At 39.2% G+C, this 22,492-nt stretch carries 24 protein-coding genes; 6 read left to right on the top strand and 18 right to left on the bottom strand.

Going from position 1 to position 22,492, the window contains the following annotated elements; translation table 11 throughout:
- Positions 1-356: T9SS type A sorting domain-containing protein (locus ACOXY8_RS10240; protein ID WP_458331492.1), on the top strand; the 356-nt coding region annotated here is incomplete at its 5' end.
- Positions 357-470: 114 nt separating this feature from the next.
- On the opposite strand, the gene ACOXY8_RS10235 is transcribed toward ACOXY8_RS10240, so the two are convergent.
- Positions 471-638, bottom strand: coding sequence for a hypothetical protein (locus tag ACOXY8_RS10235; RefSeq protein ID WP_458331491.1), 168 nt, complete (start codon positions 636-638; stop codon positions 471-473).
- 266 nt (positions 639-904) lie between these two features.
- On the opposite strand from ACOXY8_RS10235, the gene ACOXY8_RS10230 reads away from it, so the two are divergent.
- The 3 genes from ACOXY8_RS10230 to ACOXY8_RS10220 all read left to right on the top strand — a co-directional run bounded on the left by ACOXY8_RS10230 (position 905) and on the right by ACOXY8_RS10220 (position 2,751).
- Positions 905-1,372, top strand: coding sequence for a virulence RhuM family protein (locus ACOXY8_RS10230; protein WP_458331490.1), 468 nt, complete (start codon positions 905-907; stop codon positions 1,370-1,372).
- A 178-nt stretch (positions 1,373-1,550) separates the two neighbouring features.
- Positions 1,551-2,075 carry a hypothetical protein gene (locus ACOXY8_RS10225; protein ID WP_458331489.1) on the top strand — a complete coding sequence of 175 codons (525 nt, stop codon included), beginning with the start codon at positions 1,551-1,553 and terminating at the stop codon, positions 2,073-2,075.
- The gene (locus ACOXY8_RS10220) at positions 2,065-2,751 is read left to right on the top strand and encodes a nucleotidyl transferase AbiEii/AbiGii toxin family protein (RefSeq protein WP_458331488.1); all 687 of its coding nucleotides are present in this window, start codon (positions 2,065-2,067) and stop codon (positions 2,749-2,751) included. Before ACOXY8_RS10225 ends, ACOXY8_RS10220 begins: the two co-directional genes overlap by 11 nt.
- 205 nt (positions 2,752-2,956) lie before the next feature.
- Here ACOXY8_RS10220 and ACOXY8_RS10215 read toward each other — a convergent pair whose 3' ends face one another.
- The 15 genes from ACOXY8_RS10215 to ACOXY8_RS10145 form a co-directional block, all read right to left on the bottom strand.
- Positions 2,957-3,484: an REP-associated tyrosine transposase gene (locus tag ACOXY8_RS10215; RefSeq protein ID WP_458331487.1), complete on the bottom strand. Its 528-nt coding sequence runs from the start codon at positions 3,482-3,484 to the stop codon at positions 2,957-2,959.
- Between the two features lie 236 nt (positions 3,485-3,720).
- Positions 3,721-5,904 carry a catalase/peroxidase HPI gene (katG, locus tag ACOXY8_RS10210; protein ID WP_458331486.1) on the bottom strand — a complete coding sequence of 728 codons (2,184 nt, stop codon included), beginning with the start codon at positions 5,902-5,904 and terminating at the stop codon, positions 3,721-3,723.
- A 9-nt stretch (positions 5,905-5,913) separates the two neighbouring features.
- Positions 5,914-6,330, bottom strand: coding sequence for a Fur family transcriptional regulator (locus tag ACOXY8_RS10205; RefSeq protein ID WP_458331485.1), 417 nt, complete (start codon positions 6,328-6,330; stop codon positions 5,914-5,916).
- A 195-nt stretch (positions 6,331-6,525) separates the two neighbouring features.
- Positions 6,526-8,046: a glutamate synthase-related protein gene (locus tag ACOXY8_RS10200; RefSeq protein WP_458331484.1), complete on the bottom strand. Its 1,521-nt coding sequence runs from the start codon at positions 8,044-8,046 to the stop codon at positions 6,526-6,528.
- Positions 8,039-8,962: a DUF5996 family protein gene (locus ACOXY8_RS10195; RefSeq protein ID WP_458331483.1), complete on the bottom strand. Its 924-nt coding sequence runs from the start codon at positions 8,960-8,962 to the stop codon at positions 8,039-8,041. The genes ACOXY8_RS10200 and ACOXY8_RS10195 overlap by 8 nt, the downstream gene beginning before the upstream one ends.
- Positions 8,963-8,964: 2 nt before the next feature.
- On the bottom strand, positions 8,965-9,978 hold the full coding sequence (locus ACOXY8_RS10190; protein ID WP_458331482.1) for a pirin family protein: 1,014 nt from the start codon (positions 9,976-9,978) through the stop codon (positions 8,965-8,967).
- Positions 9,979-10,014: 36 nt separating this feature from the next.
- Positions 10,015-10,176, bottom strand: coding sequence for a (4Fe-4S)-binding protein (locus ACOXY8_RS10185; RefSeq protein ID WP_458331481.1), 162 nt, complete (start codon positions 10,174-10,176; stop codon positions 10,015-10,017).
- Positions 10,177-10,250: 74 nt separating this feature from the next.
- Positions 10,251-10,787 (bottom strand): Crp/Fnr family transcriptional regulator, encoded by a 537-nt coding sequence (locus ACOXY8_RS10180; protein WP_458331480.1) that lies wholly within the window; start codon positions 10,785-10,787, stop codon positions 10,251-10,253.
- 27 nt (positions 10,788-10,814) lie between these two features.
- Positions 10,815-11,333 carry a GrpB family protein gene (locus tag ACOXY8_RS10175; RefSeq protein ID WP_458331479.1) on the bottom strand — a complete coding sequence of 173 codons (519 nt, stop codon included), beginning with the start codon at positions 11,331-11,333 and terminating at the stop codon, positions 10,815-10,817.
- Positions 11,334-12,016: 683 nt separating this feature from the next.
- Positions 12,017-12,592 carry a GrpB family protein gene (locus tag ACOXY8_RS10170; protein WP_458331478.1) on the bottom strand — a complete coding sequence of 192 codons (576 nt, stop codon included), beginning with the start codon at positions 12,590-12,592 and terminating at the stop codon, positions 12,017-12,019.
- Between the two features lie 255 nt (positions 12,593-12,847).
- The gene (locus ACOXY8_RS10165) at positions 12,848-13,279 is read right to left on the bottom strand and encodes a hypothetical protein (RefSeq protein WP_458331477.1); all 432 of its coding nucleotides are present in this window, start codon (positions 13,277-13,279) and stop codon (positions 12,848-12,850) included.
- Between the two features lie 33 nt (positions 13,280-13,312).
- Complete coding sequence (gene hflC / locus ACOXY8_RS10160; protein WP_458331476.1) at positions 13,313-14,254, bottom strand: protease modulator HflC; 942 nt, start codon at positions 14,252-14,254, stop codon at positions 13,313-13,315.
- A 2-nt stretch (positions 14,255-14,256) separates the two neighbouring features.
- The gene (hflK, locus tag ACOXY8_RS10155) at positions 14,257-15,249 is read right to left on the bottom strand and encodes an FtsH protease activity modulator HflK (protein ID WP_458331475.1); all 993 of its coding nucleotides are present in this window, start codon (positions 15,247-15,249) and stop codon (positions 14,257-14,259) included.
- Between the two features lie 248 nt (positions 15,250-15,497).
- Positions 15,498-16,802, bottom strand: coding sequence for an NADH:ubiquinone reductase (Na(+)-transporting) subunit F (gene nqrF, locus ACOXY8_RS10150; protein ID WP_458331474.1), 1,305 nt, complete (start codon positions 16,800-16,802; stop codon positions 15,498-15,500).
- Between the two features lie 152 nt (positions 16,803-16,954).
- Positions 16,955-17,956, bottom strand: coding sequence for a radical SAM protein (locus tag ACOXY8_RS10145; protein WP_458331473.1), 1,002 nt, complete (start codon positions 17,954-17,956; stop codon positions 16,955-16,957).
- A gap of 140 nt (positions 17,957-18,096) precedes the next feature.
- Here ACOXY8_RS10145 and ACOXY8_RS10140 point away from each other — a divergent pair, with 140 nt between their 5' ends.
- Complete coding sequence (locus tag ACOXY8_RS10140) at positions 18,097-19,002, top strand: toxin-antitoxin system YwqK family antitoxin (protein WP_458331472.1); 906 nt, start codon at positions 18,097-18,099, stop codon at positions 19,000-19,002.
- A 121-nt stretch (positions 19,003-19,123) separates the two neighbouring features.
- Entirely contained in the window at positions 19,124-19,813 is a 690-nt protein-coding gene (locus ACOXY8_RS10135) for an OmpA family protein (protein ID WP_458331471.1), read from the top strand.
- A gap of 54 nt (positions 19,814-19,867) precedes the next feature.
- Here the strand turns inward: ACOXY8_RS10135 and ACOXY8_RS10130 are convergent, their stop codons facing one another.
- Both ACOXY8_RS10130 and serS read right to left on the bottom strand, forming a co-directional pair.
- Entirely contained in the window at positions 19,868-20,950 is a 1,083-nt protein-coding gene (locus tag ACOXY8_RS10130; protein ID WP_458331470.1) for an SO2930 family diheme c-type cytochrome, read from the bottom strand.
- Positions 20,951-21,038: 88 nt separating this feature from the next.
- Entirely contained in the window at positions 21,039-22,313 is a 1,275-nt protein-coding gene (serS, locus tag ACOXY8_RS10125; RefSeq protein ID WP_458331469.1) for a serine--tRNA ligase, read from the bottom strand.
- Between the last annotated feature and the right edge of the window lie 179 nt (positions 22,314-22,492).

Here is a 22,492-nt window from a genome sequence, read left to right as displayed (position 1 = left end):
TTAACTTAAATCCAAACACAACTTATTATGTTCGAGCATATGCTACCAACGAGGCAGGTACAGCTTATGGAAACGAAGAACAGTTTATCAGTCTTATTACAGGAATTCAATCGGCTGATAAAGATAAATTTATTAGTGTTTATCCCAACCCTGTTTCAAATGAATTAATGATCGAATATACAGGAAACAAGGAAATTGTAAGTTTTGAAATTTTAAATAAATTAGGACAAATTATTTTAAAAGGAAATTTGGTTGAAAGAACTACAATTGAGACTAGTAATTTTCCGCTAGGTATTTATCTCATAAGATTTAACATGGGTAAAACTTATGTGGTGAAAAAATTAATAAAACAATAGCTAATCTGTTCTTAAAAGGAGATAAATGACTGCAAGCAACAAATCTAAAACTGCCTTTTGTTTAAGCACATTCACGGCGGTTTTTTGGTGTTTAGTCCAGTTTGCAGATGTTTATTATTTTGCATTGAGTGGAGCAATATTTGAAATGCTTTGGCTCCCAATGATTGCTGCACTTTTTATCCTACCTGTATTTTTATTAGTCTTTTTGGTAAAGGAAAGATTTAATCCGAAATCTCTATATCTGTATTCGCTGCTTATTCTTCTAACTACCGCTGTTATCATATTTTTAAAAAACTAGCCACCCGTTCGGCAACTCAAAATTCAACAATTACAATGTCGTATTCCTGATAATTCAGATTTGTAATCCGTTAAGCTCAAAAAACTTTAAAAAGGTGGATTACAAATCCACTGTATCAAGGTTCGGGATTTGGAAATCCCGAACAGGAAAGAAAACTCAGAATGGTTAAAAGAATAAAGAAACAATTCGATAAATTCGGTCTGAGTTGAATTGACATATTTCCATTTTGGAAACAAAGCAGAAAAGAATTATGCCTGATTTTACACCGAAAGAGAATAGCTTTATTTTATACACTACGCCGGAAGGTAAGGTGAGGTTGAATGTGTTGTTGGAGAATGAAACCATTTGGCTTTCTCAAAAATTAATGGGAATTCTGTTTGACACTAGCCCTCAAAACATTACGATTCATTTAAAGAATATATTTGAAAGTGGCGAATTAGACGAGGAGGCAACTTGTAAGGAATTTTTACAAGTTCAAATGGAAGGAGGCAGAGAAGTTTCTAGAAAACAGAAAATGTACAACCTTGACGCTATCATTTCGGTGGGTTATAGGGTAAATTCTACTAAAGCCACGCAATTTAGAATATGGGCTACTAAAACCTTGAAAGAGTATATTATCAAAGGTTTTGTATTAGACGATACGATAACAGACTTAAGCAAGGCGAAGCGGATTGAGAACCCCTGCTATTCGACATTTGCAATGTCGAATTACAGATAAAGAGGATCTGTAATCCGATAAGCTCAAAAAAGTTTCCTCTCCAATCTTTTTCCAAAAGCGGAGTAAGATTTATAAAAAATTATCGCATATCGCGATATGCGATATAATTGTATAATATTGCTTAAAACTTCAGATTATTCCGTAATATTGCATATCGCGATACGCAATATAAAATCGAATGAAGTCACAAGGCCAACAACTTAAACCGCAAGATGTACTACTCTTACTGAAAATAGTAAGTGATGACCATCCTTCCTGGAATCAAAAAACAGTAGCTGAGGCCTTAGGATTAAGCCAGTCGGAAGTGAGTGAAGGGGTAGCCCGTTGCAAGTATGCAGACTTACTTGCTCCAAATGGCAAAACAGTGATGAAACTGGGTTTGATGGAATTTTTGCAATATGGTTTGCGCTATGTATTCCCTCAAAAACCAGGAGCCGTAGTAAGAGGTGTACCAACTTCACATTCAGCACTACCCTTAAAAGCACAAATACAAAGCACCGAAAATTATGTATGGCCCTATGGCAAAGGAACAGTGCGCGGACACAGCATACAGCCTTTATATCCTTCCGTTCCTGAGGCTGCTTTAAAAGATGAAAAACTACATGAATTGTTGGCCTTGGCAGATGCCTTGCGAGTAGGTCGAGTAAGAGAAAGGGAACTAGCAGTAGTAGAACTCAATAAACGTTTAGGTCTTGGAGAATAGAACGATAAATATTGCAGTAGTAGCTGAAATTGCTGAAGCATTGCAAGATCTCAATCAAAACATGGTTTTTGTAGGTGGAGCAGTGGTGAGTTTATATACTGATGATCCAGCAGCCGATGAAGTACGACCTACACAAGATGTTGATTTAACATTGAATATCATCAACCTCAGCCATTGGCAAGAAGTGCAAGAAAGATTAGGAGTCCTTGGTTTTCATCCCGATCCCTTTGGCCATGCCATTTGTAGTTTCAAGTACAATGATATTCCAGTAGATATTATGTCTAGCGAAGATGGGCCATTAGGTCCGGCAAACCGATGGTATAAAATTGGGTTTGAAAATCTATGGTCTGCAAAAGCAAAGGAACAGGAAGTGAAAATTTTATCTGCACCATGCTATTTGGCTACAAAATTCGAAGCGTTTAACAATCGTGGAAAGGATTACCGAACCAGTCACGATATAGAAGATATTGTCCATATTCTTGATAACCGCATTCGTATTGTAGAGGAAATTGCCAATGATGAAATCCTTGTTACTACTTTTATAAAAGAACAATTGGAAAAGCTTATTCAAAAAGGTCTTTTGCAGGAGGTATTAACAGCACACATTCATCCACTAATGCGAGAAGAAAGAATGCCTATTGTAGAAGAAAAAATCACTCAAATACTCAATGGGTAATATGGCATCACCCACTATTCGACATTTGCAATATCGAATTCTTGATAATTCGGATTTGTAATCCGTTAAGCTCAAAAAACTTTAAAAAGGTGGATTACAAATCCATAGTATCAAGGTTCGGGATTTGGAAATCCCGAACAGGAATTTACCTATTCGACATTTGCAATGTCGAATTCCTGATAATTCGGATTTGTAATCCGAAGCCTTAAATTAACTCCAACTCCAATGCCCCTTTTCGTACACCATAAAGATCCGCACAACTGCTCCACAAATACTCCTCCTCTTTCTCTACTAATCCTGCTCTTACTGGGTTTAAGTGAATATAGGTCAATTTTGAATCAAATATATTTTGATCACTGATTTCTACACCATGATATCCCTCTTTCCAGAAAACGACCTGTTCTTCCTTTTTCAGCAACCATAATAACCACCGCTTCCGGCTTTCTTTGGTATTTTCTTCAATAGCATTTACAATTGCTTTAGCTGTAAACTTTTTGAAATCTCGGATAACATCACTCAACTTATGACCTTCGGTGCGTACTATTAAGTGACAGTGATTTGACATAACCACCCATGAATAAATTTTTAACCCTTTGTTCTGCTGGCAATACCGAAGATTTTCTAGCAGAATTTCAATATACTCACTTCTGGTAAAAACATCTACCCATTGACGTACTGTAAAAGTGACAAAGTATATCTCATGTTGATCATAAATACGATAAGCAAACGACATGAAAAGACATTTAAATGCTTGACTTTCAAATTAGTATTATCCGAATTTTATAGCAAGTGAAATTTGGATAATTTTAAAACATGGATTACAAATCCATAGTATCAAGGTTCGGGATTTGGAAATCCCGAACAGGGTTACAATCCCGAACAGAAAGGGTCATAAAAAAAAACCGAGGAAGAAAATCTCCCTCGGTTTAAAATTTATTTGGCCTTGGCCTATTAAAGTAAGTTCAAGACTTATTTGATATCGAAACGATCAGCGTTCATCACTTTAGTCCAAGCGCTTACGAAGTCTCTTACAAACTTCTCTTTGTTATCATCTTGAGCGTAAAGTTCAGCATAAGAACGCAAAATAGAATTTGAACCAAATACTAAGTCTATTCTTGTAGCTGTCCACTTAAGTGCTCCAGTTTTTCTTTCTACAATATTGTAGAGGTTTTCTCCAACTGGCTTCCAGCTATAGCTCATATCGGTAAGGTTCACGAAGAAATCGTTGCTAAGTACGCCTACCCGATCTGTGAATACTCCATGCTTGGTGCCGCCATGGTTTGTGCCTAATACACGCATACCACCAATCAACACAGTCATTTCAGGAGCTGTTAAGCCCATTAATTGAGCTCTATCCAAAAGCAATTCTTCAGGCTCTACTGCATAGCTCTTTTTCACCCAGTTTCTGAAACCATCATGAACAGGCTCTAAATATTGGAAAGAATCTACTTCAGTCATTTCTGCAGTTGCATCACCTCTACCTGGCGCGAATGGCACTTTCACATCTACACCAGCATCTTTGGCAGCTTTCTCTACAGCAGCAGTACCACCCAATACAATTAAGTCTGCGATACTCACTTTTTTGCTTAATCCTGCCTGGATTTCAGTTAGCTTATTAAGCACTTTCTCCAATCTTTGAGGCTCATTGCCTTCCCAGAATTTCTGTGGAGCTAAACGAATTCTACCGCCATTTGCACCACCTCTGTAGTCTGATTGACGGAAAGTTCTTGCGCTATCCCATGCAGTATTGATTAGCTCGGTACTAGAAAGTCCGCTATTCAACAATTTGCTTTTCAATTCTTCAATCTCAGCTTCTGAGAGTGTATAATCTACTGTAGGGATTGGATCTTGCCAGATAAGGTCTTCCTGTGGTGTATCAGCTCCTAGGTAACGGCTTTTTGGTCCCAAATCACGGTGAGTTAACTTGAACCAAGCTCTTGCAAATACATCGGCAAAATATGCTGGATCCTTGGCAAAACGCTCAATATGCTTTCTATATTCAGGATCCATTTTCATTGCCATATCCGCATCCGTCATAATTGGATTTCTACGAACATTAGGAATATGAGCATCAAATGGCTTATCCTCTTCAGCGATATTTATCGGTTCCCATTGCCATGCTCCTGCCGGACTTTTCTTCGTCTCCCATTCGTGATTTAACAATAGATGGAAATACGTGTGGTTCCATTTGTTTGGAGTAGTAGTCCATGCACCTTCCAAACCACTTGTTACTGTATTTTCTGCATTACCTTTTCCTGTTGGGTTCATCCAGCCAAAACCTGCATCGTGGATTTCTCCACCTTCTGGTGCTTGACCCAAAATACTCGCATCACCGTTGCCATGTGCCTTACCTACTGTATGACCTCCCGCTGTTAGTGCAGCAGTTTCCTCATCATTCATGGCCATACGCTTGAATGTCTCGCGTACATCATGTGCAGTTCTCAATGGATCAGGCTGACCATCTACACCTTCTGGGTTTACGTAGATCAATCCCATTTGCACGGCTGCTAATGGATTCTCTAAAGAAGCTCGATCTTGGTCATTAGAATATCTGTTCTTAGTTGCCGCTAGCCATTCTTTTTCACTACCCCAATTAATGTCCTTTTCTGGATGCCAGATATCTTCTCTTCCACCTGCAAAACCAAAGGTCTTGAAGCCCATAGACTCATAAGCCATATTACCCGCTAGGATATATAAGTCTGCCCAAGAAAGGCTATTGCCATACTTCTTTTTGATTGGCCATAATAGACGGCGAGCTTTATCTAAGTTACCATTATCTGGCCAGCTATTAAGTGGCGCAAAACGCTGATTACCAGTATTGCTACCTCCACGACCATCAGCTACACGGTAGGTACCGGCAGCATGCCAAGCCATACGAATCATCAAACCCCCATAATGACCCCAGTCGGCAGGCCACCAGTCTTGGCTATCTGTCATCAATGTTTTTAAGTCATTTTTTACTGCTTCTAAGTCTAACTTCAAAAATGCCTCTTTGTAGTTAAAGCCATCGTCATTAGGATTGGGTTTGGTATCATGCTGATGCAAGATGTCAAAGTTTAAGGCCTTAGGCCACCAACCTGTTACCGAGTCCGAAGAATGTTGGGTATTTGCCCCATGCATTACCGGGCATTTACCAGTTTTCATGTTTTCCATATGCTAGTGTTAATTTTTAAATTTACCGCTTATTTGAAGTTTGATATCGTTGATTTGAAAGTTCTTGATTTCCTTTTTCTTGAAATAATCACTAATAATTTGATCTAACTCTTCATCCTCATAATCCTCGATTTTGTCAGAGTCTGCACAGTACAAATGATGATGTTTAGTGATGAAGGGATCGTAGCGCATTATGCCATTTTCAGTTTTTACCCTCTTTAGCAAATCTGCTTCTACCAAGGAATCCAAAATCTTATAAACCGCTCCAATAGAGATGGTTGGATGATTTTTCTTAATGTAGGTGATTATATTCTCAGCCGTTGGATGATTGTTCAATTTGATGATTGCCTCTAAAATAGCAATCCGTTGAGGAGTTACTCGTAACTGTTTTTCCTTAAGCCTATTTATTAGTTCTTGCTTTCTCATTAATTCTTTCAAGAGAATTATTCTCTTTTAGATACAATTCAAAATTAAGAATTGTTTCTTGGAGTCCCAAAGTTTTTTTGAATTGTTTTATGCATCATTTCCAAGTCTCTGCATAGCACAGTTACGCTTTAAAAAAAGCGGGAGGTAAAAGGTGTTCTTCCTTATACCTCCCACTTTTAAATAGTCGATTGTGGTTTATTCACTTAAAAATCCGGCGTAGCTTATTCCAGCAAGCTCAGCCATCTCTTTTTTCCAGGTAGTGATATCTTTCTTATTGAATTGATTCAAATGATTATGACCGCAAGCTCTTGCCATTACTTTCATTAGCTCTGTAGAAGCAGAGAAGAAATTATGTAGCTGCTTTGCCGATTTATCAATATCAATTAACTTTCTTAACTCCGGCTTTTGTGTAGCTACACCTGCAGGGCAATTGTTCGTATGGCACATTCTGGCGGCTACACAGCCTACTGCTTGTATGGCGGAGTTGGCCAACGCCACACCATCGGCACCCAAGGCCATAGCTTTGATGAAATCTGCTGGAACTCGAATTCCACCAGTGGCAATTAAGGTGACATCCTTTCTACCCACTTTGTCCAAATAATATCTGGCTCTTGCTAAGGCAGGTATCGTTGGAACCGAGATATTATCTCGAAAAAGTAATGGCGCTGCTCCTGTTCCGCCACCACGGCCATCTAAAATGATGTAATCTGCGCTTGCATCGAGGGCGAACTGTATATCTGCTTCAATATGATTGGCAGAAAGCTTGAAGCCAATGGGAATACCTCCTGTGAGGTCACGAACTTTGTCTGCAAAAATTTTGAAATCTTCTACTGTTGTCAAGTCTTCAAAAGTGGGAGGAGAAATGGCTGGAGTTCCTTCTTCCAGTTTGCGAACCTCGGCAATTTTACCCACTACCTTATTACCTGAGAGATGCCCTCCTGTTCCTGTTTTTGCTCCCTGACCTCCTTTAAAATGAAATGCCTGAACACGTTTGAGTTTATCCCACTCGAAGCCAAATTTAGCAGAAGCCAATTCATAGAAATACTTGGAGTTGGCCTGCTGCTCTTCATCTAACATACCGCCTTCACCTGAGCAAATACCTGTACCGGCTAATTCTGCTCCTTTCGCTAAAGCTATTTTTGCTTCCTCGGATAAAGCTCCAAAACTCATATCCGAAACAAACAATGGAATAGCTAGTTTTAACGGCTTCTTAGCATTTGGTCCAATAATGAGTTCTGAACCCACTTCCACATCTTCCATTAAAGGCTTGGTTGCCAGTTGAGCAGCAAGAATTTGAATATCTTTCCATTGCGGTAATTCCGGACCCGGTACACCCATCGCAGCCATTTCGCCATGCTTTCCCATTTTGGAGAGTCCATCTTTCGCTAAGGCTTTGATAAAAGCCAAATTGGGCTCCTCTTTGGTTGAATCCACACTACCATTATTGGATGATTTTTCTTCGTTCTTTTCTTCATCCTTCAATTTGGAATGTGTCCCATCGCAATAGGGCTGATCCTTGGTGCGCTTACACATACACAAGTAAGCATCACCTGTCTCTTTAGCCTCAAATTTTACTGGAGTAATGTCCGTGCTTTTATGGGATCCATCGCAAAATGGCTGGTTATTACTTAAGCCACAGGCACACCAATATTTCACCTCTCCTTTTTCTAATTCTACTTTTTTGGGTTTTCTGTCTGCTATCTTAGGTTCACTCATAATTAAATTCTAATTCGTTTCTATTCCAATTTGATAAATTTGCGGCAGCTTCATAGGTGCTTTGTAAAAAGGCCTTGAGCATGCCTTCGGGATCCTTTGATTTCCTGACATCTTCGTACATAAGGAAAAATTCACCCATTTCATTACTGTAAAAAGCCTCTTTTGGCAACACTTGTTGTTCGCCAAAATAAGGATTTGCTGGGTAGATATAGGTATAAAAAGCAGGAGGAAAATCTTTTGAGCCTGGCCAGAAACCTGCACTAAATACTTCTTGAGAATATGCTTCCTGCATTACTTCCAAAGGCATATTAGGAACACCCCCTTTGTGCAAAGGAGCTGAATTACCTGAAAAACGAGTCACTGCCAAATCAAATGCTCCCCAAAAAAGGTGCACAGGACTACACTTGCCTATAAAATCACTTCTGAATTTGCTGAAAACATTATTGGCTTTCAACATTGCCTGCCATATATCATAAGCTACTTTTGGATCATATGACTTGTTAATTTTATTATCCTTGAAAGGAATCGCAGGATCCATTTCGTTTGGGCTTCCATGTATTTTTACATCGATGCCTATACTCAAAAGCTTTTCAAACAGTTCGGAATAAAAATCTGCAACTGTCATGGGTCGAAGATCTATACTCAAGGTTTCCTCATCGGTGTATTCAATAAAAAGCTTGTGTTGCTTAAAATCAAATTCCAGCTGAAAAAGCCGCCCTTGATAGGGAATTCCATGAGTAGAGTATCCATGGGTACTGATGTACAATGCCGCATGCCAAGAGTGATTTTGCCAAGGCATGGTTTTTAGTCTGATTTTGCCTACAATTTGAATCCACTGATGAAGCGTTTCATACGTATCTTTTATTTCAGCAAAATTCAGAACCGGCCAATTTGAAAAGCTATTTTTCACTTCCATGATTACTTAATTTCCTCTCTGCCATCACTATGCAAAGCGAATCTGCCTTTCTCCCTTGGATGGGCTACTTCGGTTTCTTTCCAAGGCCAGCCACCAAATTGCGTTCTTCCGTATTCGCGCATGGTTTCGCGTATTTCGTCTGCGGTATTCATCACAAATGGCCCATGCTGCACTACAGGTTCACCTATAGGTTTGCCTTCTAATATCAGAAAGTAAGATTCCTGATTGCCGTTTTGTATGCTTATATCCTCGCCAGCTAAAGCTTCCACCAAATGATTTACTTTAACACTTTTGCCTTCAATTTCTACCGATTCGCCTTTGTAGAAAAAGATCGTTCGGTGAGCATCCTTGTTGCTTTTGGGAAGTGTCCAAACGGCATTGGCATCCATTTTCACTGTATAAACTGCCACTGCATTTGCTGGATTAGCTGCCCAAGAATCCGGTGTTGGATCTAATGCTTTCACGTCTTTGATATTGCCTGCAATCACCTGTACAGTGGTGGTCTTATCAGCCTCATCTTTATGCTTAACCACTGGTATATCCTCCCGCCACAACATCTTAAAATGTGGCTCCACCATTTTGGATGCTCTAGGTAAGTTGAGCCAGATTTGAAATATTTCTAATGGATTTCCTTTATCCTCATTTACCAAAGGAAACATCTCTGAATGCTGGACTCCTCTACCCGCAGTCATCCATTGTACATCACCTGCCATAAACCGACCCGCAGCACCAAGTGAATCTGTATGATCCACCACACCTTCCTTATTGATGGTGATGGTCTCGAAGCCTCTGTGCGGATGATACGGAAAGCCGGGCATATTCTGCCCGTGATACATACGCCAGCCGTCTTTTATCACAAAATCTTGCCCTACATTCCGTCCTTTGCGAAGCTCAGGGTCAACGCCCATTTTTGCATTTCCTTTTGGGAATTCATCTCTATGGTAGACACAAAACAAAAATGGATCTTGGGTTTTCCAAGGAAATCCGAGTGGTTCGATATTTATAATTTTACTCATTGATATAATAGGTTAAAGCTCCTGACGGGCATTTATTTAATGATTTTTTAGCTTTTCTGTACTTGCGTTTTCTATTTTTAACCACGGAGAAGCCTTAGGGTTATAAACTTGTGGTAAAGTTTTAACACAAATACATGCATGTTGGCAAAGATTTGCTTGCCATTTGATGGTGATTTCACCGTTTGAATACTCTTTCATAAGCTTGAAATTTTTATTTAAATTTCAAAACTTATTTTTTCATTCGCATTCATGTAGATGAAGAAGTACGATTGTTAAGAATGAGCCATTTTAGCTCTTATCGTGCTGAGAGCTTGCGGGGTAATACCCAAATAAGTCGCTATCATCCTTTGTGGAACTCTATTGGCAAGGTTTGGATAAGCTTCCAAGAAGTATTCATATCTATCCACTGCAGGAGCGCTCATTAGCATAAGTACTCTTCTCTGCAAAACACCCATCCTTCGATACAAGAGATTGGCATTTTTAATGATCATTTCCTTTGAGACTTCGGCATTAAATAATAGCTCTTTCTCTAAAATCACTACTTCAGAATCCTCCAAGCAATCTATATATAACTCCACCGGCTTGCCATACTCCAAAGATTCTACATCGGCAATAATCCAACCTTCTGGAGCAAACATAAAAATATGTTCTTTGCCCTTGCTATCAATAATATAACTTCGGAGCAAACCCGTTTTTACATAAAAAGTCAATGCCTTTGAATCGCCAGCACTTTGGAGCAAGGCTCCTTTGCGGTATGCTTTCGTTTGAGCATTTGGGTCGATATTGAATATATCACTTATGTTTTCCATTTGGTAATGGGTTTGGCGGGAGGATAATCAATTATATTTCACTATTGAGTTTACAAAATCTTTCAAATGCAATTCTTTCAATTCGGCATAAAGCTTTTTGTCTTGCCTTGCTTTCATTGCCAATTCGTATTTCTTAGCCTCGTATTCAATCCTCGCCCAATCATTATTCCGGAGAAAATCTCTAAACAAAATATGCCTTTTTAGCTCATTGCTGGTAGCTTGGCAAACATAAAGATGATGTCTTATTCCATCTAAAATTTTATGATTGCTTGAAGTAATTCTCTTAAATACCTCTCGCTGTGCGATGCCTTGGTCTCCGTTATGAAAATACCCGAGATTGATTAGCCCAGTTTTGATTGCTTCAAATTCCTTAGCTTTTTCATAGATAATGTCTATATCAATAATGGCTTTTGAAGCCAAATTCGGAACAGCAGTACTACCTACATGCTCAATTTGGAATTCAGTGCCTCTTAATCCTTTTGCAATCTCAAACTTCAATAGCTCAAAAGCTCTAATCCAGTCAGCAGTATATTTTTCGATAAGCATGGGATTAAAAATACTTTAATCCTTAGAGAAAACAAGAGGAGGGGAAATTGGATGGGTTAATCTTTTATATAAAAATTCTAAATGTATAGCTCATGGCCAAGTAAAAGAAAACAGACTAGACTGTCCCACCTAAGTCTAGACCTGCTTGAATCTGTTCAATTGAAGGCTCTAAACCCAAATCTGTATAAGCATTCACTTCTGCTGGGATCGCAACGATTATCTTAATTCGCAATCAATTCTTACACTACCAATATCCAATTTCAAAATACTCAAGGATCGTCTTGTATTTGTCTTGGGCAGAAAGGCAAGTATCTTATTGTCTTATTGTAACAAACTTCATAGAATTCTTAAAACTAGCCGTTATAAGCATATATACATTTCAATTGGTCTTGAAAGGTGAAGATTCTTACCAATAGCTTTGATTTTAGTGAATTATCAGCATGGTTTAGGCTTCATTTATTTTTCTAAATCGGCATTTATCCAACAAGTGTTGGAAGCGAGCGGGAGGAAATTCTGCTTTTATCCTTTGCTCCCGTGGGTTAGAATTGAGCAAATTCAATAAAATTTATTGAAGAGTCTAAATCATGAGGCTAATTACCTCCCGCTATTTTTTCTATCCTCTAGTTGAAGGAAATTTACGACTTCAGGCCTTTACTAATTTTTCAAACAGTCCAGAGGTTGCCTTAAGATTGGGCCATCTGCTTCAGCGTTTCTTTTATAAATTCTGCCTTTCCCAATACATACGCTCCGCGGTCATTTCGGTATTTGGCAGCTAAAGACTCTTTCAAGCTTTCATACTCCTTAGCTCTTTCATTGTGTGTATTCAGGTAGTCTCTAAAAACAATTTGTTCCCACATTATATTATCTGCAGGGCACATGTGTATATGAAAAATCTGCTCATTCTTGCCTTCCAAATTGTAGCCTTTTCCAAATGATGAATATGCTTCAATATTTTCTCTGGCCGGAACTACAAAATGCGAATACCCTAATTCGGCAAATTTCGAGATCAATGTCTCATCAAAAAGCAATTTCTTTGGAATTTCAATTAGCATATCGATATAGGGTTTCGATTTGATACTTGGAATCGCCGAACTACCAAAATGCTCAATCTGCAATATTGTATCAGATCCAACTTTCTCAATTATTTGCGCCCGCTCACTTTCAAATATCAGCTTCCATTTTGGATTATGCTCTACCAGCTCAATTGGAAACAAAGTATTCCAATCGTCTTTTGTCAAGTCGTAAAGGGTCTTTTTCATTCTATCTGAATTTTTGGGAGGCTAAATGTAAGGATTTTTAACAATTGAGCTTTACCTGAAATTCTAGATTTATTACGGAAAAGAGGTCAACCTATACTTCTTTAAAATGAAAGCTGCTCTTACGGAGCTAGGTGGCATTTTCGCATGTTCTGCTGCTAAAAACAGTTCGCTTCTACAGAGCTATATCTCAAAACCCATAACCCATCACCTTCTTCTTCTATCCATCAAACATACTCATCCTCCCTCCACTGTACCCTACCCCATCTTCATACTCTTAGCTACTTTTTGCGCTCTTATACCGATGATAATTAGAAAAATGGATGTGAGAACGTAATTGCTAATAAGATGAAAATACAATTGCTTGGTGGCTTGCCCTGCAAAAGCGCCCGTGTATAGAAAGGCTCCAATTGTCAGAAATGACAACACACAAAAGACCAACAACACCCGATAGCGCATTGGGAATGCTGCTACTAGAAACAATATAGAGCCTGAAAGCATCAAAATAAGCCCTACTTCCGGAAGAAAATCGGCGGTAAATTCCCTATCGCGGGTAATCCATGCACTAAATGCTCCCGAAAACTGCCTAATAAAAAAACCCCATGCAAGATGCCAGGCTCCAATCATGCCTAAAAAGCCTCTGTACGAAAAAGGGAACAGAGGCTCTTGTATTTCATTTGAATCGTTCATTTGATAGAAAGATGTAATGCTTATGGATGTAAATTAATTGCCTCCGCGTTTAAGGAACTTATAGAAATCACTATCAGTCGATAAAATCAAATAGGTCTTATCATCAAGTGCTTTTTCGAAACTTTCCATACTACGTAGGAACTCATAAAGGTCACGAGTTTGAGCATTTCTGTTGTAAGCCTCAGCATAAATAGCTGTAGCTTCAGCATCGGCACGACCGCGAATTTCCTCTGACTCCCGCGTTGCCTCTGATTGTATTTGTGCCAAATCACGCTCTTTGTTACCTGCAATACGTCTTGCTTCACCTTGACCTTCGGATCTAAACTGATCTGCAATACGCTTTCGCTCACTTATCATTCTTTGATAAATACTCTCGCGAACTTCATCCACATAATTGATTCTCTTAAACCTGAAATCTAAAATACGAATACCCAAATCTGCGGTTCTCAAATTCGATTTTTCCAAAATCATTTTTTCTATGGCTTCCCTGCCAACAGAAATATCTTCAAGTTTATCGATATCTTCCATTACATCATCCACAACCTCCGGATCTCGGTTACTGGAGCGAACTATATCGAGCAAATCATTACTTGCTACGGCATTTCTCGTCTCACCATCAAGAATATCATCAAGACGAGTTTGACCTGAGCGTTCGTCCCTCAAACGAATGAAAAACTGCAGAGGATCGGTAATTACCCAGCGCGCATACGCATCTACAAAGATGAATTTCTTATCCTTAGTTGGTACTTGGTTGGAATCTCCATCCCATTCCAAATAGCGCTTATCGAAAAACTGTACCTTTTGGAGGATTGGAATTTTGAAATTAGGGCCTGGGCTTGTACGTGGCTCACCCACAGGCTTCCCAAATTGCGTAACAATAGCCTGTTGGGTTTCATCTAATATAAAAAAGCTGTTGATGCCGATTATAAATATGAAGAAGCCCGCGATTATAAATATGATAGTCGATGTTTTCATGATCAATTTCCTCCCGCTTGTTCTTTTATTTGATTGATATTCAGCAGTGGCAATACATTCTGGCCACTTTCATCTACTATGATTTTATTTCCAAGTTTAGGAAGTACACGCTCCATTGTCTCCAAATAGAGTCTTTTGCGTGTCACCTGAGGAGCTTTTATATATTCTTCGAATACACTGGTAAATCTATTTGCTTCACCTTTTGCAATATTCACTCTATTGAATAAATAAGCTTCTGCTAATTGAATGGTTTCAAGCGCCTCACCTCTTGCTCTTGGTATTACTCTATTATACTCGGCTTCTGCTTGGTTTAGTAAGGTTTCACGCATTTGCTGGGCTTCGTTCACCTCGTTAAATGATGGCTTCACTGGCTCTGGAGGGTTCACATCCTGCAGCACCACCTGATCGATGCGGATTCCATTTTCATATTCCTCACACATCTCTTGTAGCAATACTTCTACAGTACTAGCCACTTCTTGTCTGCCAACGGTAAGGACTTCATTTACGGTACGGTCGCCTACAACTTTACGCATAATAGCCTCAGTCATGTCACGTAAAGTTTGGTCTGCGTCACGCACCTTGAATAGGTAATTATAAGAGTTACTTATTCTGTATTGAACCACCCACTCAACATCAGATAGATTCAAATCCCCAGTAAGCATTAGTGATTCATCTACATAAGGACCTTTAGAATATTCAGATTGGCGTCCAGCAGACGTTGTTCTGAAGCCAAATTCCTGTTTTAGCTGACGCTGCACGGGAATTTTTCGCATGCTTTCAATCCCCAGCGGAGCAATGAAATTCAACCCAGGATATACTGTGCGATTATATTTACCGAAGAAAAGTACGATACCTTCCTCTTCCGGGCCTACAGTTTTGACGGATGAAAAAACCACTAGCAGTAGTACAAAGCCGATGACAATCTTGCCAATGTGCTTTTTCCACTTGTTCCACTCTGGTGGAACATCAAATAAATTAGCTGATTTTTGATCCATAAGATTATGATTATTGGTAAAAATTCAATTTACAATTTTTTAAGGGAAGCTATACTTAAATAGAGATAGTATTAAGTAAAATAAATAAGCCTTGCAACTAGCAATTTGAATTCACCACTATCTATTATCAAACTATAAAAACAGCGGGAGGTTTGGGATGCTACAAATTCTTAGAAGGTAATATCAAATCGTCCTAAAAAACAAAAGGGAGAATCACTTCTCCCTTCTATCTTTTGTTTAATCAAAAATTAACCACCAAAATCATCAAAACGTATATTCTCTGGCGGAACTCCCATATCATCCAGCATTTTCAATACTGCTGCATTCATCATTGGAGGCCCACATAAGTAATATTCAATTTCATCAGGGTCGTGATGCGTTTTCAAGTAATTGTCGAATAGTGCTTGGTGAATAAATCCTACGTATCCATCAGCTTCTCTATCATCAATTGACTTTTTCAACTTCCAGTTATCATCAGGAAGTGGCTCAGACAAAGCAATATGGAAATTGAAATTAGGAAAATCTTTTTCAATATCTCTGAAATGCTCTACATAGAACAATTCTCTTTTCGAACGACCACCGTACCAATACGATACTTTACGATCCGTTTTCTCAGTATGGAACAAATGGAAGATATGAGAACGTAATGGAGCCATACCAGCGCCACCACCAATATAAATCATCTCTCTCTTCGTTGGGTTGATATGGAATTCACCATAAGGGCCAGAAATTGTTACTTTATCACCCGGCTTTCTAGTAAATACATAAGAAGAACAAATACCCGGATTCACATCCATCCATTTATTGTTAGCTCTATCCCAAGGCGGAGTTGCAATACGGATGTTTAGCATCACGATATTACCTTCAGCTGGGTGGTTGGCCATAGAATAAGCTCTAAAGATTGGCTCGTCATTTTTCATTACGAGATCCCACATCTTAAACTTATCCCAGTCTTCTTTAAAAATATCTTGCTTGTGACCCAAATCTGGATGTGGATCAATATTAATATCCTTGAAGTAACAAGTGATTACTGGCACGTCAATTTGAACATAGCCACCTGATTGAAAATCTAATGTTTCACCTGCAGGTAACTTTACTACAAACTCTTTAATAAATGTAGACACGTTGTAGTTTGATACCACCTCGCATTCCCACTTTTTAATACCAAATATTTCTTCAGGAATACGAATATGCATATCCTGCTTCACTTTTACTTGGCAAGAAAGACGTACTCCTTCTTTTTGTTCTGCTCTACTCAAGTGACCAACCTCTGTTGGAAGCACATCGCCACCACCATCTTCTACCACACACTTACACATAGCGCAAGTTCCACCACCACCACAAGCTGATGGCAAGAAAATCTTCTGCCCAGAAAGCGTATTTAGCAATGTCGAACCAGCAGAAACTACTACTGGATTGGATTCATCTCCATTGATAATGATTTTTACATCTCCCGACTGCACCAACTTCGATTGCGCGAAAAGCAAAATAAACACCAGTAGCAGTATAATTACGGTGAATGCTACTATAGACGTTAAAATAATTGAAGTCATTTACCCCTTATTTGATTGTTTCGAAATGAAAATATGCCCTTTGAAAGAGCGGTACAAATATATTAAATAAAGTAAAAAGCCCTATAAATTTTACATAATCCGTTCACTTGTACAGCTTCATAACGGCTTGTAATCTTGGATTGTTCTTGAAATTAAGCAGGCATTTTATTCAAAAATGGAATCATCCTTTTCCAAGTTCCTTTTATTCGATTGTATTTCAATGTACTAGGCAGAGCCTTCCACCAATACTTATTTAATTCTACAGCAAATGAAGGCTGCATATAGCAATTGATTACACAACCTTGACATTCGGGCAGCTTGCCTTCCATTGCCACAATTTGCTGAACCTTATCTGAACGGTAAAGCTCCAATAGCCTATTCTCAATTGGCAACTCCTCCACTCCCAAATGATAGCAAGGCAGCACAAGCTTATTTTCAGGCGAAATCACAATGGTGGAGCTCCCTGCCTTACAAACCGGCGCATCAATTTGATTGCCGCCATTCAATCGCAAGCTTATAAATGCCTCATTTATATATATCAAATCCTTTTGACCGAATTTTCTCAACTTTTGCAGACTTTCCTTTGAGAGACCTGCACCCGTTTCCACGTTATTATACTCAAATACCGGATTGAGAATAAGTACCAAATTATTGGGTTTGCAGATTTCGCTGTACATTCTTTCCACATCATCTATATTCTCTTCGAATACTGTGAACAGAATATCAGGCCTTTCTCCCAAGCTTTTGGCAATGCGGATAGAGTTCATCACATGATCAAAACAAGCTACACCTCTGGATTTATCATGAACTTCCTTATCGGGCGAGTCAAGGGAAAAGTGGAGCATATCTATCAGGCCTTTTAATTTCTCGGCATTTTTGGGATAGAGCAGCCCATTTGTAGTCAATGTGGTAATAAAGCCCATTTCCTTAGCCATTCGAAGCAATTCAGGCATTTTACGATGCAGTAAGGGTTCCCCTCCAGTAAAGTCAATCACCTTTACGCCCAGCTTTTTCATGTCTTCCAAGTTGCGCCGTACCGTATTCTCCTCCACATAAGGTGATGGCTTCTCCCAAATATCACAAAAGCTGCATGTAGCATTACAGCGGTAGGTCACATAGTAATTGCAAAGAATAGGGTGAGAGATCAATCGCATTGGGTAAATATAAGGAGAAGAAATATATCTGCTTCGAATCTGAACACATACCTTCGCAATGACTCAAACAATTTCTAATATTGCCTTACAACAGGAAAAGTATATCTTCGTTATCGAACACAGCAGTTCTATTTAAATTGATGAATAAACTATTTCTTATTTTCCTTCTCAGCACATTAGCTACTTCTTGCGTTTTCCAAGGTAAGCAGCGACAAAGACCGTATGCAGAAAGTAATGAGGATAAAGAATTAGTTTATGATGAACCACTTGAAAATGATTCGATTGAAGGCCCAGATTGGTTGGAGAAAATTCCTCTTTCAGATGATTTGTTAGAAGTAAATCTTACCGATGACCCTGCCGAAAAAAAGAAGAAAAAGAAAAAAGCCAGCAAAAATGAATTCTTTGGGATAAAGACTAAAAAAGGATTTGCCAAAAGAGGAATGGCTGATGACCAACAAGTGGAGACTTATCGATTTATTGCCGAATTACCTCCACCGCCCGACAATTATGTGCGAGACTATCATTGGTACGATGTGGAAAAGCGGGAGGTATCTAGAAATAGAGATGTGGCTGACAAAAAAGGCTTTTTACTTCATGGCCCATATCAAAGAAGCATAGGCGGAGATATTGTAGAAGAAGGGATGTTTTACAAAGGCTTAAAACACGGCAGGTGGCTCCTTTACAATAGAGATTTCGAATTGGTAGATAAAGAATATTATTATAAAGGCTGGCCAGTAGAATCGGAAATTGTGTGGTATGATGGCTCACAGAATAAGATGAAGGAAATCACACCGATCGAGTACGGGGAGCGGGAGGGTAATTTCTATATCTTCCATGAAAACGGACAAATAGCCGTTGCTGGTCAATATCGCTTCGATAGCCGTGTGGGACTATGGACCGAATATTACAGGATGCAACGACGCCCCAAACGCCAAATTCAATACAGCCCTGACCCTTTTGATAAAGACTTCAAACCTTACATAGTAAAAGAATGGGATGAGCAAGGCAATGTGATTTACGAAACGCAAACACCTCCCGCTTTCTAAAGTCTAGAAGTCAGCTTATTTTGCTTTGGAAATTTTAATTTATTGATTTACAAAAACATAATTTCTGTTTGCAAATCATGGCTCGATTATTTCTACAATAATGGAAACCAATTTTTTTATTATGAAAACCACAAACAATTTTTCAACAATCAAGCTCTTGCTTATTGTTTTAGTTTCTTTCGGAATGTTTACTTCTTGTAGCAAGTGGAGCAATACTGCTAAAGGCGGTGCAATCGGTACGGGTGGCGGTGCTGTAGTTGGCGCTGGTGTTGGTGCTGCAACTGGCAATACTGGCCGTGGCGCGCTTATTGGCGCTGTAGTAGGTGGTGCAGCAGGTGCACTCATCGGTCGCAACATGGACAAGCAAGCAGAGGAGCTCCAAAAAGACTTAGAAAATGCGGAAGTGGAACGTGTAGGTGAAGGTATCCAAATTACGTTCGATTCAGGAATCCTTTTCGATATCGATTCTTATGCGCTTAAGCCTGATGTGAAAACTGAGCTTGAGAAATTATCTGAAACATTGAAGAAATACCCTGATACAAATATCCTTATTGAAGGCCATACAGATAATACTGGTAGAGCCGATTACAATATGGATCTCTCTAAAAGAAGAGCTGCTAGTGTTTCTAACCATTTGAAAATAAATGGCGTTGCTCAAGCTAGAATTACTGAAGTTGGTCATGGTATTACCCAGCCGATCGCTGATAATTCAACTGCAGCTGGAAGAACTCAAAACCGTAGAGTTACCGTTGCAATTACAGCTAACGAAGATATGATCAAAGCTGCTGAACGTGGCGATTTGGATAATTAAGCGATAAATAAAAATTCTAGGACAAAAGGGCATTGAGCAATCGATGCCCTTTTTCTATTTTCTTAAAGTCGGTTCCATAGAGTCAATCCATTCTCGAATCAACTCCACTCCTTCTTCGTGCACCATTTTGCGACCAATCTCAGGCATCATACTTCCCGGATCAGCACTCAGCATTCTATAAAGCAAGATAGACTCTTCAGAATGGCCAGGCACTATACTGAATTTTAAATTTCCTGAACCTCTACCGGCTGCTATTGGCGGCTTGTTTATCCCAATAGCTGTTGGATTAGTTTCCTCATACAATAAAGACAGTCCGCTTGTTTTGGCCGGACCTTTTGCATTATGACAATGCCCACAATTAATATCTAAATACGCTCTTGCTCTTTCATTCAAATTTTCATTAGAACTATCGACTTGAGTATAATCGGCCATGCGAGGAATCAAATCTTGCTCTGAGGGTAAGTTTTGCAGATAACCTACTTTTAGCCAATACTCCAATTGGTTGAATGTACCCTCTTCGTATTGAAAATCTTTATTCAGATGCTTGGCTTGTGGGCCAATGGGCTGCATACTTCCCTTCCAGTCATGGCAGCCTTTGCATTGATTTTTATTGGGAATACTGTAATTAAGCTCATGACTTTCTCCTGATTTATCAAGCCAACTAATTTGCTTATTCCCACCTATCACGTCCATAGTGGCATCCTTTTGCTCATCGTCCCAAATATATGGCCATGCTTCCCAACCAGTTTCAGTGTGGATCAACAAGCGAGTTTCGATGATGCGCCTTCCCAATTGTGGATTACGATTGTCTTGATGGTAATAGAAATTTTTGATAATGACTGTGCCAATTGGGAATTGCAATGAGCCGCTACTTACATAGCTTGCCTTTTGGCCATTGGGCAGCCAAATGAAGCGCGCTTTCTCTGCATAATCAGAGAATAAAGGAGAATTCAAATCATAAGGCAACACTCCTTCATTAGGTTGCAGATCAGCTAAATTACCTGTGAAAAAGCCATATTGAGACAATCTGTCGAAAGGCTTCAAATCAGCAGCAAGTTCTACCCTCCCGCCGTTTTTGTTACAGCTTATAATCAGAAGTAAAAGTAAAATGAAGGTAAAAAATTGCGCTTTTGGCATGTCTCCTAATTATTGAATAGGAAAACAATATAGGAAATATGCGTAAAAAAAAGAGGCCCTTTCATTCAAAACGACCTCTTTCTACATCTTAATTTATAAACTCAAAACCAGTATATGGCACTAAAGCTGATGGCACTCGAATGCCTGCTTCAGTTTGATTGTTTTCCAAAATAGCCGCCAAAATTCTCGGAAGCGCCAATGCAGATCCATTAAGTGTATGCAGCAATTGTGACTTTTTGTCTTCGCCTTTATACCTCAACTTTAGTCTGTTGGATTGGTAATCTTCGAAATTGGAAACAGAACTTACTTCGAGCCATCTTTCCTGTGCGGCACTAAACACCTCCATATCGTAAGTAAGTGCTGAAGTGAAGCCCATATCGCCACCGCACAATCTCAAAACTCTATATGGCAATTCAAGCTTTTTGAGCAAGCCTTGTACATATTGGCTCATATCTTCCAATGCTTGGTAACTTTCTTCCGGCAACCTCACTTGCACAATTTCTACCTTATCGAACTGATGCAACCTATTGAGTCCACGCACATGCGCTCCCCAAGAGCCTGCTTCTCTTCTAAAACAGGGTGTGTAAGCGACATTTTTTACGGGCAAATCATTGGTATTGAGAATAACGTCACGATATAAATTGGTAACCGGAACTTCGGCAGTTGGAATCAAATAAAGATCGTCGGCTGTCATGTGGTACATTTGGCCTTCCTTATCAGGCAATTGCCCTGTGCCGTACCCTGAGGCTTCATTTACCATAAAAGGCGGGAGGATTTCTACATAACCAGCTTCAAGCGCATTGTCCAAAAAGAAATTAATTAGTGCCCGTTGGATTCTGGCTCCTTTGCCTTTATACACAGGAAATCCCGCACCGGTAATCTTGGTACCCAGCTCGAAATCGATGATATCATATTTACGGATTAGCTCCCAATGTGGCAATGCTCCATCTGGTAATTGAGGAATTTCGCCATATTTGAAAATCTCCTCATTATCATCAGCACTTTTTCCTGCCGGCACCGAGCTATGGGGCACATTAGGAATAGTGTAAAGCAGGTCTTGCAATTCCTTTTCTACTGCCTGCAATTCATCTCCCAAATTTTTTGATTTCTCCTTTAGTTGGCCAGTCCAAAGCTTTCTTTCTTCGGCTTCTTCCTTTTTGCCTGCACGCATCAGTTCACCAATGCTCTTAGATATCGTATTGAGTTCGGTCAGCTGAGCATCCATTTCCGATTTCAACTCCTTACGACGATCATCTAACTTAAGGGCGTTTTCAATGAGTAAGGCTGCATTTTGGAAGTTCCTTTTGAGTAATCCAGCTATCAATTGTTCTTTTTCTTCGCGTATGCGAGTGATTGGAAGCATAGTAATTCTTATTTGAGCTTGCAAAATAAATCAATTCGAAGGAAAAAGGGAATTAAAAAAGAATTGCTTAAATATGGCTATTCACTTGACTATTAATAATGGTTGGTCTAATATTGCAGTGTCTTCCAAAGATGTTGATCCCAATATCGAATCAAATGGTAAGATCTTATCGTTAATCT

The sequence above is a fragment of the Peijinzhouia sedimentorum genome, from assembly GCF_049340005.1.
Classification (GTDB): domain Bacteria; phylum Bacteroidota; class Bacteroidia; order Cytophagales; family Cyclobacteriaceae; genus CAXBDP01.
The sequence above is the reverse complement of the archived record's forward strand: the minus strand, read 5'-3'. Positions and strand labels throughout refer to the sequence as shown.

Coding starts and splice junctions, on each gene's coding strand:
- ACOXY8_RS10225 (WP_458331489.1), top strand. CDS start 1,551: ATGAAGTCACAAGGCCAACAACTTAAACCGCAAGATGTACTACTCTTA.
- ACOXY8_RS10205 (WP_458331485.1), bottom strand. CDS start 6,330: ATGAGAAAGCAAGAACTAATAAATAGGCTTAAGGAAAAACAGTTACGA.
- ACOXY8_RS10190 (WP_458331482.1), bottom strand. CDS start 9,978: ATGAGTAAAATTATAAATATCGAACCACTCGGATTTCCTTGGAAAACC.
- ACOXY8_RS10175 (WP_458331479.1), bottom strand. CDS start 11,333: ATGCTTATCGAAAAATATACTGCTGACTGGATTAGAGCTTTTGAGCTA.
- ACOXY8_RS10195 (WP_458331483.1), bottom strand. CDS start 8,962: ATGGAAGTGAAAAATAGCTTTTCAAATTGGCCGGTTCTGAATTTTGCT.
- ACOXY8_RS10180 (WP_458331480.1), bottom strand. CDS start 10,787: ATGGAAAACATAAGTGATATATTCAATATCGACCCAAATGCTCAAACG.
- nqrF (WP_458331474.1), bottom strand. CDS start 16,802: ATGACTTCAATTATTTTAACGTCTATAGTAGCATTCACCGTAATTATA.
- hflK (WP_458331475.1), bottom strand. CDS start 15,249: ATGGATCAAAAATCAGCTAATTTATTTGATGTTCCACCAGAGTGGAAC.
- ACOXY8_RS10235 (WP_458331491.1), bottom strand. CDS start 638: ATGATAACAGCGGTAGTTAGAAGAATAAGCAGCGAATACAGATATAGA.
- serS (WP_458331469.1), bottom strand. CDS start 22,313: ATGCTTCCAATCACTCGCATACGCGAAGAAAAAGAACAATTGATAGCT.
- ACOXY8_RS10145 (WP_458331473.1), bottom strand. CDS start 17,956: ATGCGATTGATCTCTCACCCTATTCTTTGCAATTACTATGTGACCTAC.
- ACOXY8_RS10135 (WP_458331471.1), top strand. CDS start 19,124: ATGAAAACCACAAACAATTTTTCAACAATCAAGCTCTTGCTTATTGTT.
- katG (WP_458331486.1), bottom strand. CDS start 5,904: ATGGAAAACATGAAAACTGGTAAATGCCCGGTAATGCATGGGGCAAAT.
- hflC (WP_458331476.1), bottom strand. CDS start 14,254: ATGAAAACATCGACTATCATATTTATAATCGCGGGCTTCTTCATATTT.
- ACOXY8_RS10170 (WP_458331478.1), bottom strand. CDS start 12,592: ATGAAAAAGACCCTTTACGACTTGACAAAAGACGATTGGAATACTTTG.
- ACOXY8_RS10165 (WP_458331477.1), bottom strand. CDS start 13,279: ATGAACGATTCAAATGAAATACAAGAGCCTCTGTTCCCTTTTTCGTAC.
- ACOXY8_RS10140 (WP_458331472.1), top strand. CDS start 18,097: ATGAATAAACTATTTCTTATTTTCCTTCTCAGCACATTAGCTACTTCT.
- ACOXY8_RS10200 (WP_458331484.1), bottom strand. CDS start 8,046: ATGAGTGAACCTAAGATAGCAGACAGAAAACCCAAAAAAGTAGAATTA.
- ACOXY8_RS10185 (WP_458331481.1), bottom strand. CDS start 10,176: ATGAAAGAGTATTCAAACGGTGAAATCACCATCAAATGGCAAGCAAAT.
- ACOXY8_RS10230 (WP_458331490.1), top strand. CDS start 905: ATGCCTGATTTTACACCGAAAGAGAATAGCTTTATTTTATACACTACG.
- ACOXY8_RS10130 (WP_458331470.1), bottom strand. CDS start 20,950: ATGCCAAAAGCGCAATTTTTTACCTTCATTTTACTTTTACTTCTGATT.
- ACOXY8_RS10215 (WP_458331487.1), bottom strand. CDS start 3,484: ATGTCGTTTGCTTATCGTATTTATGATCAACATGAGATATACTTTGTC.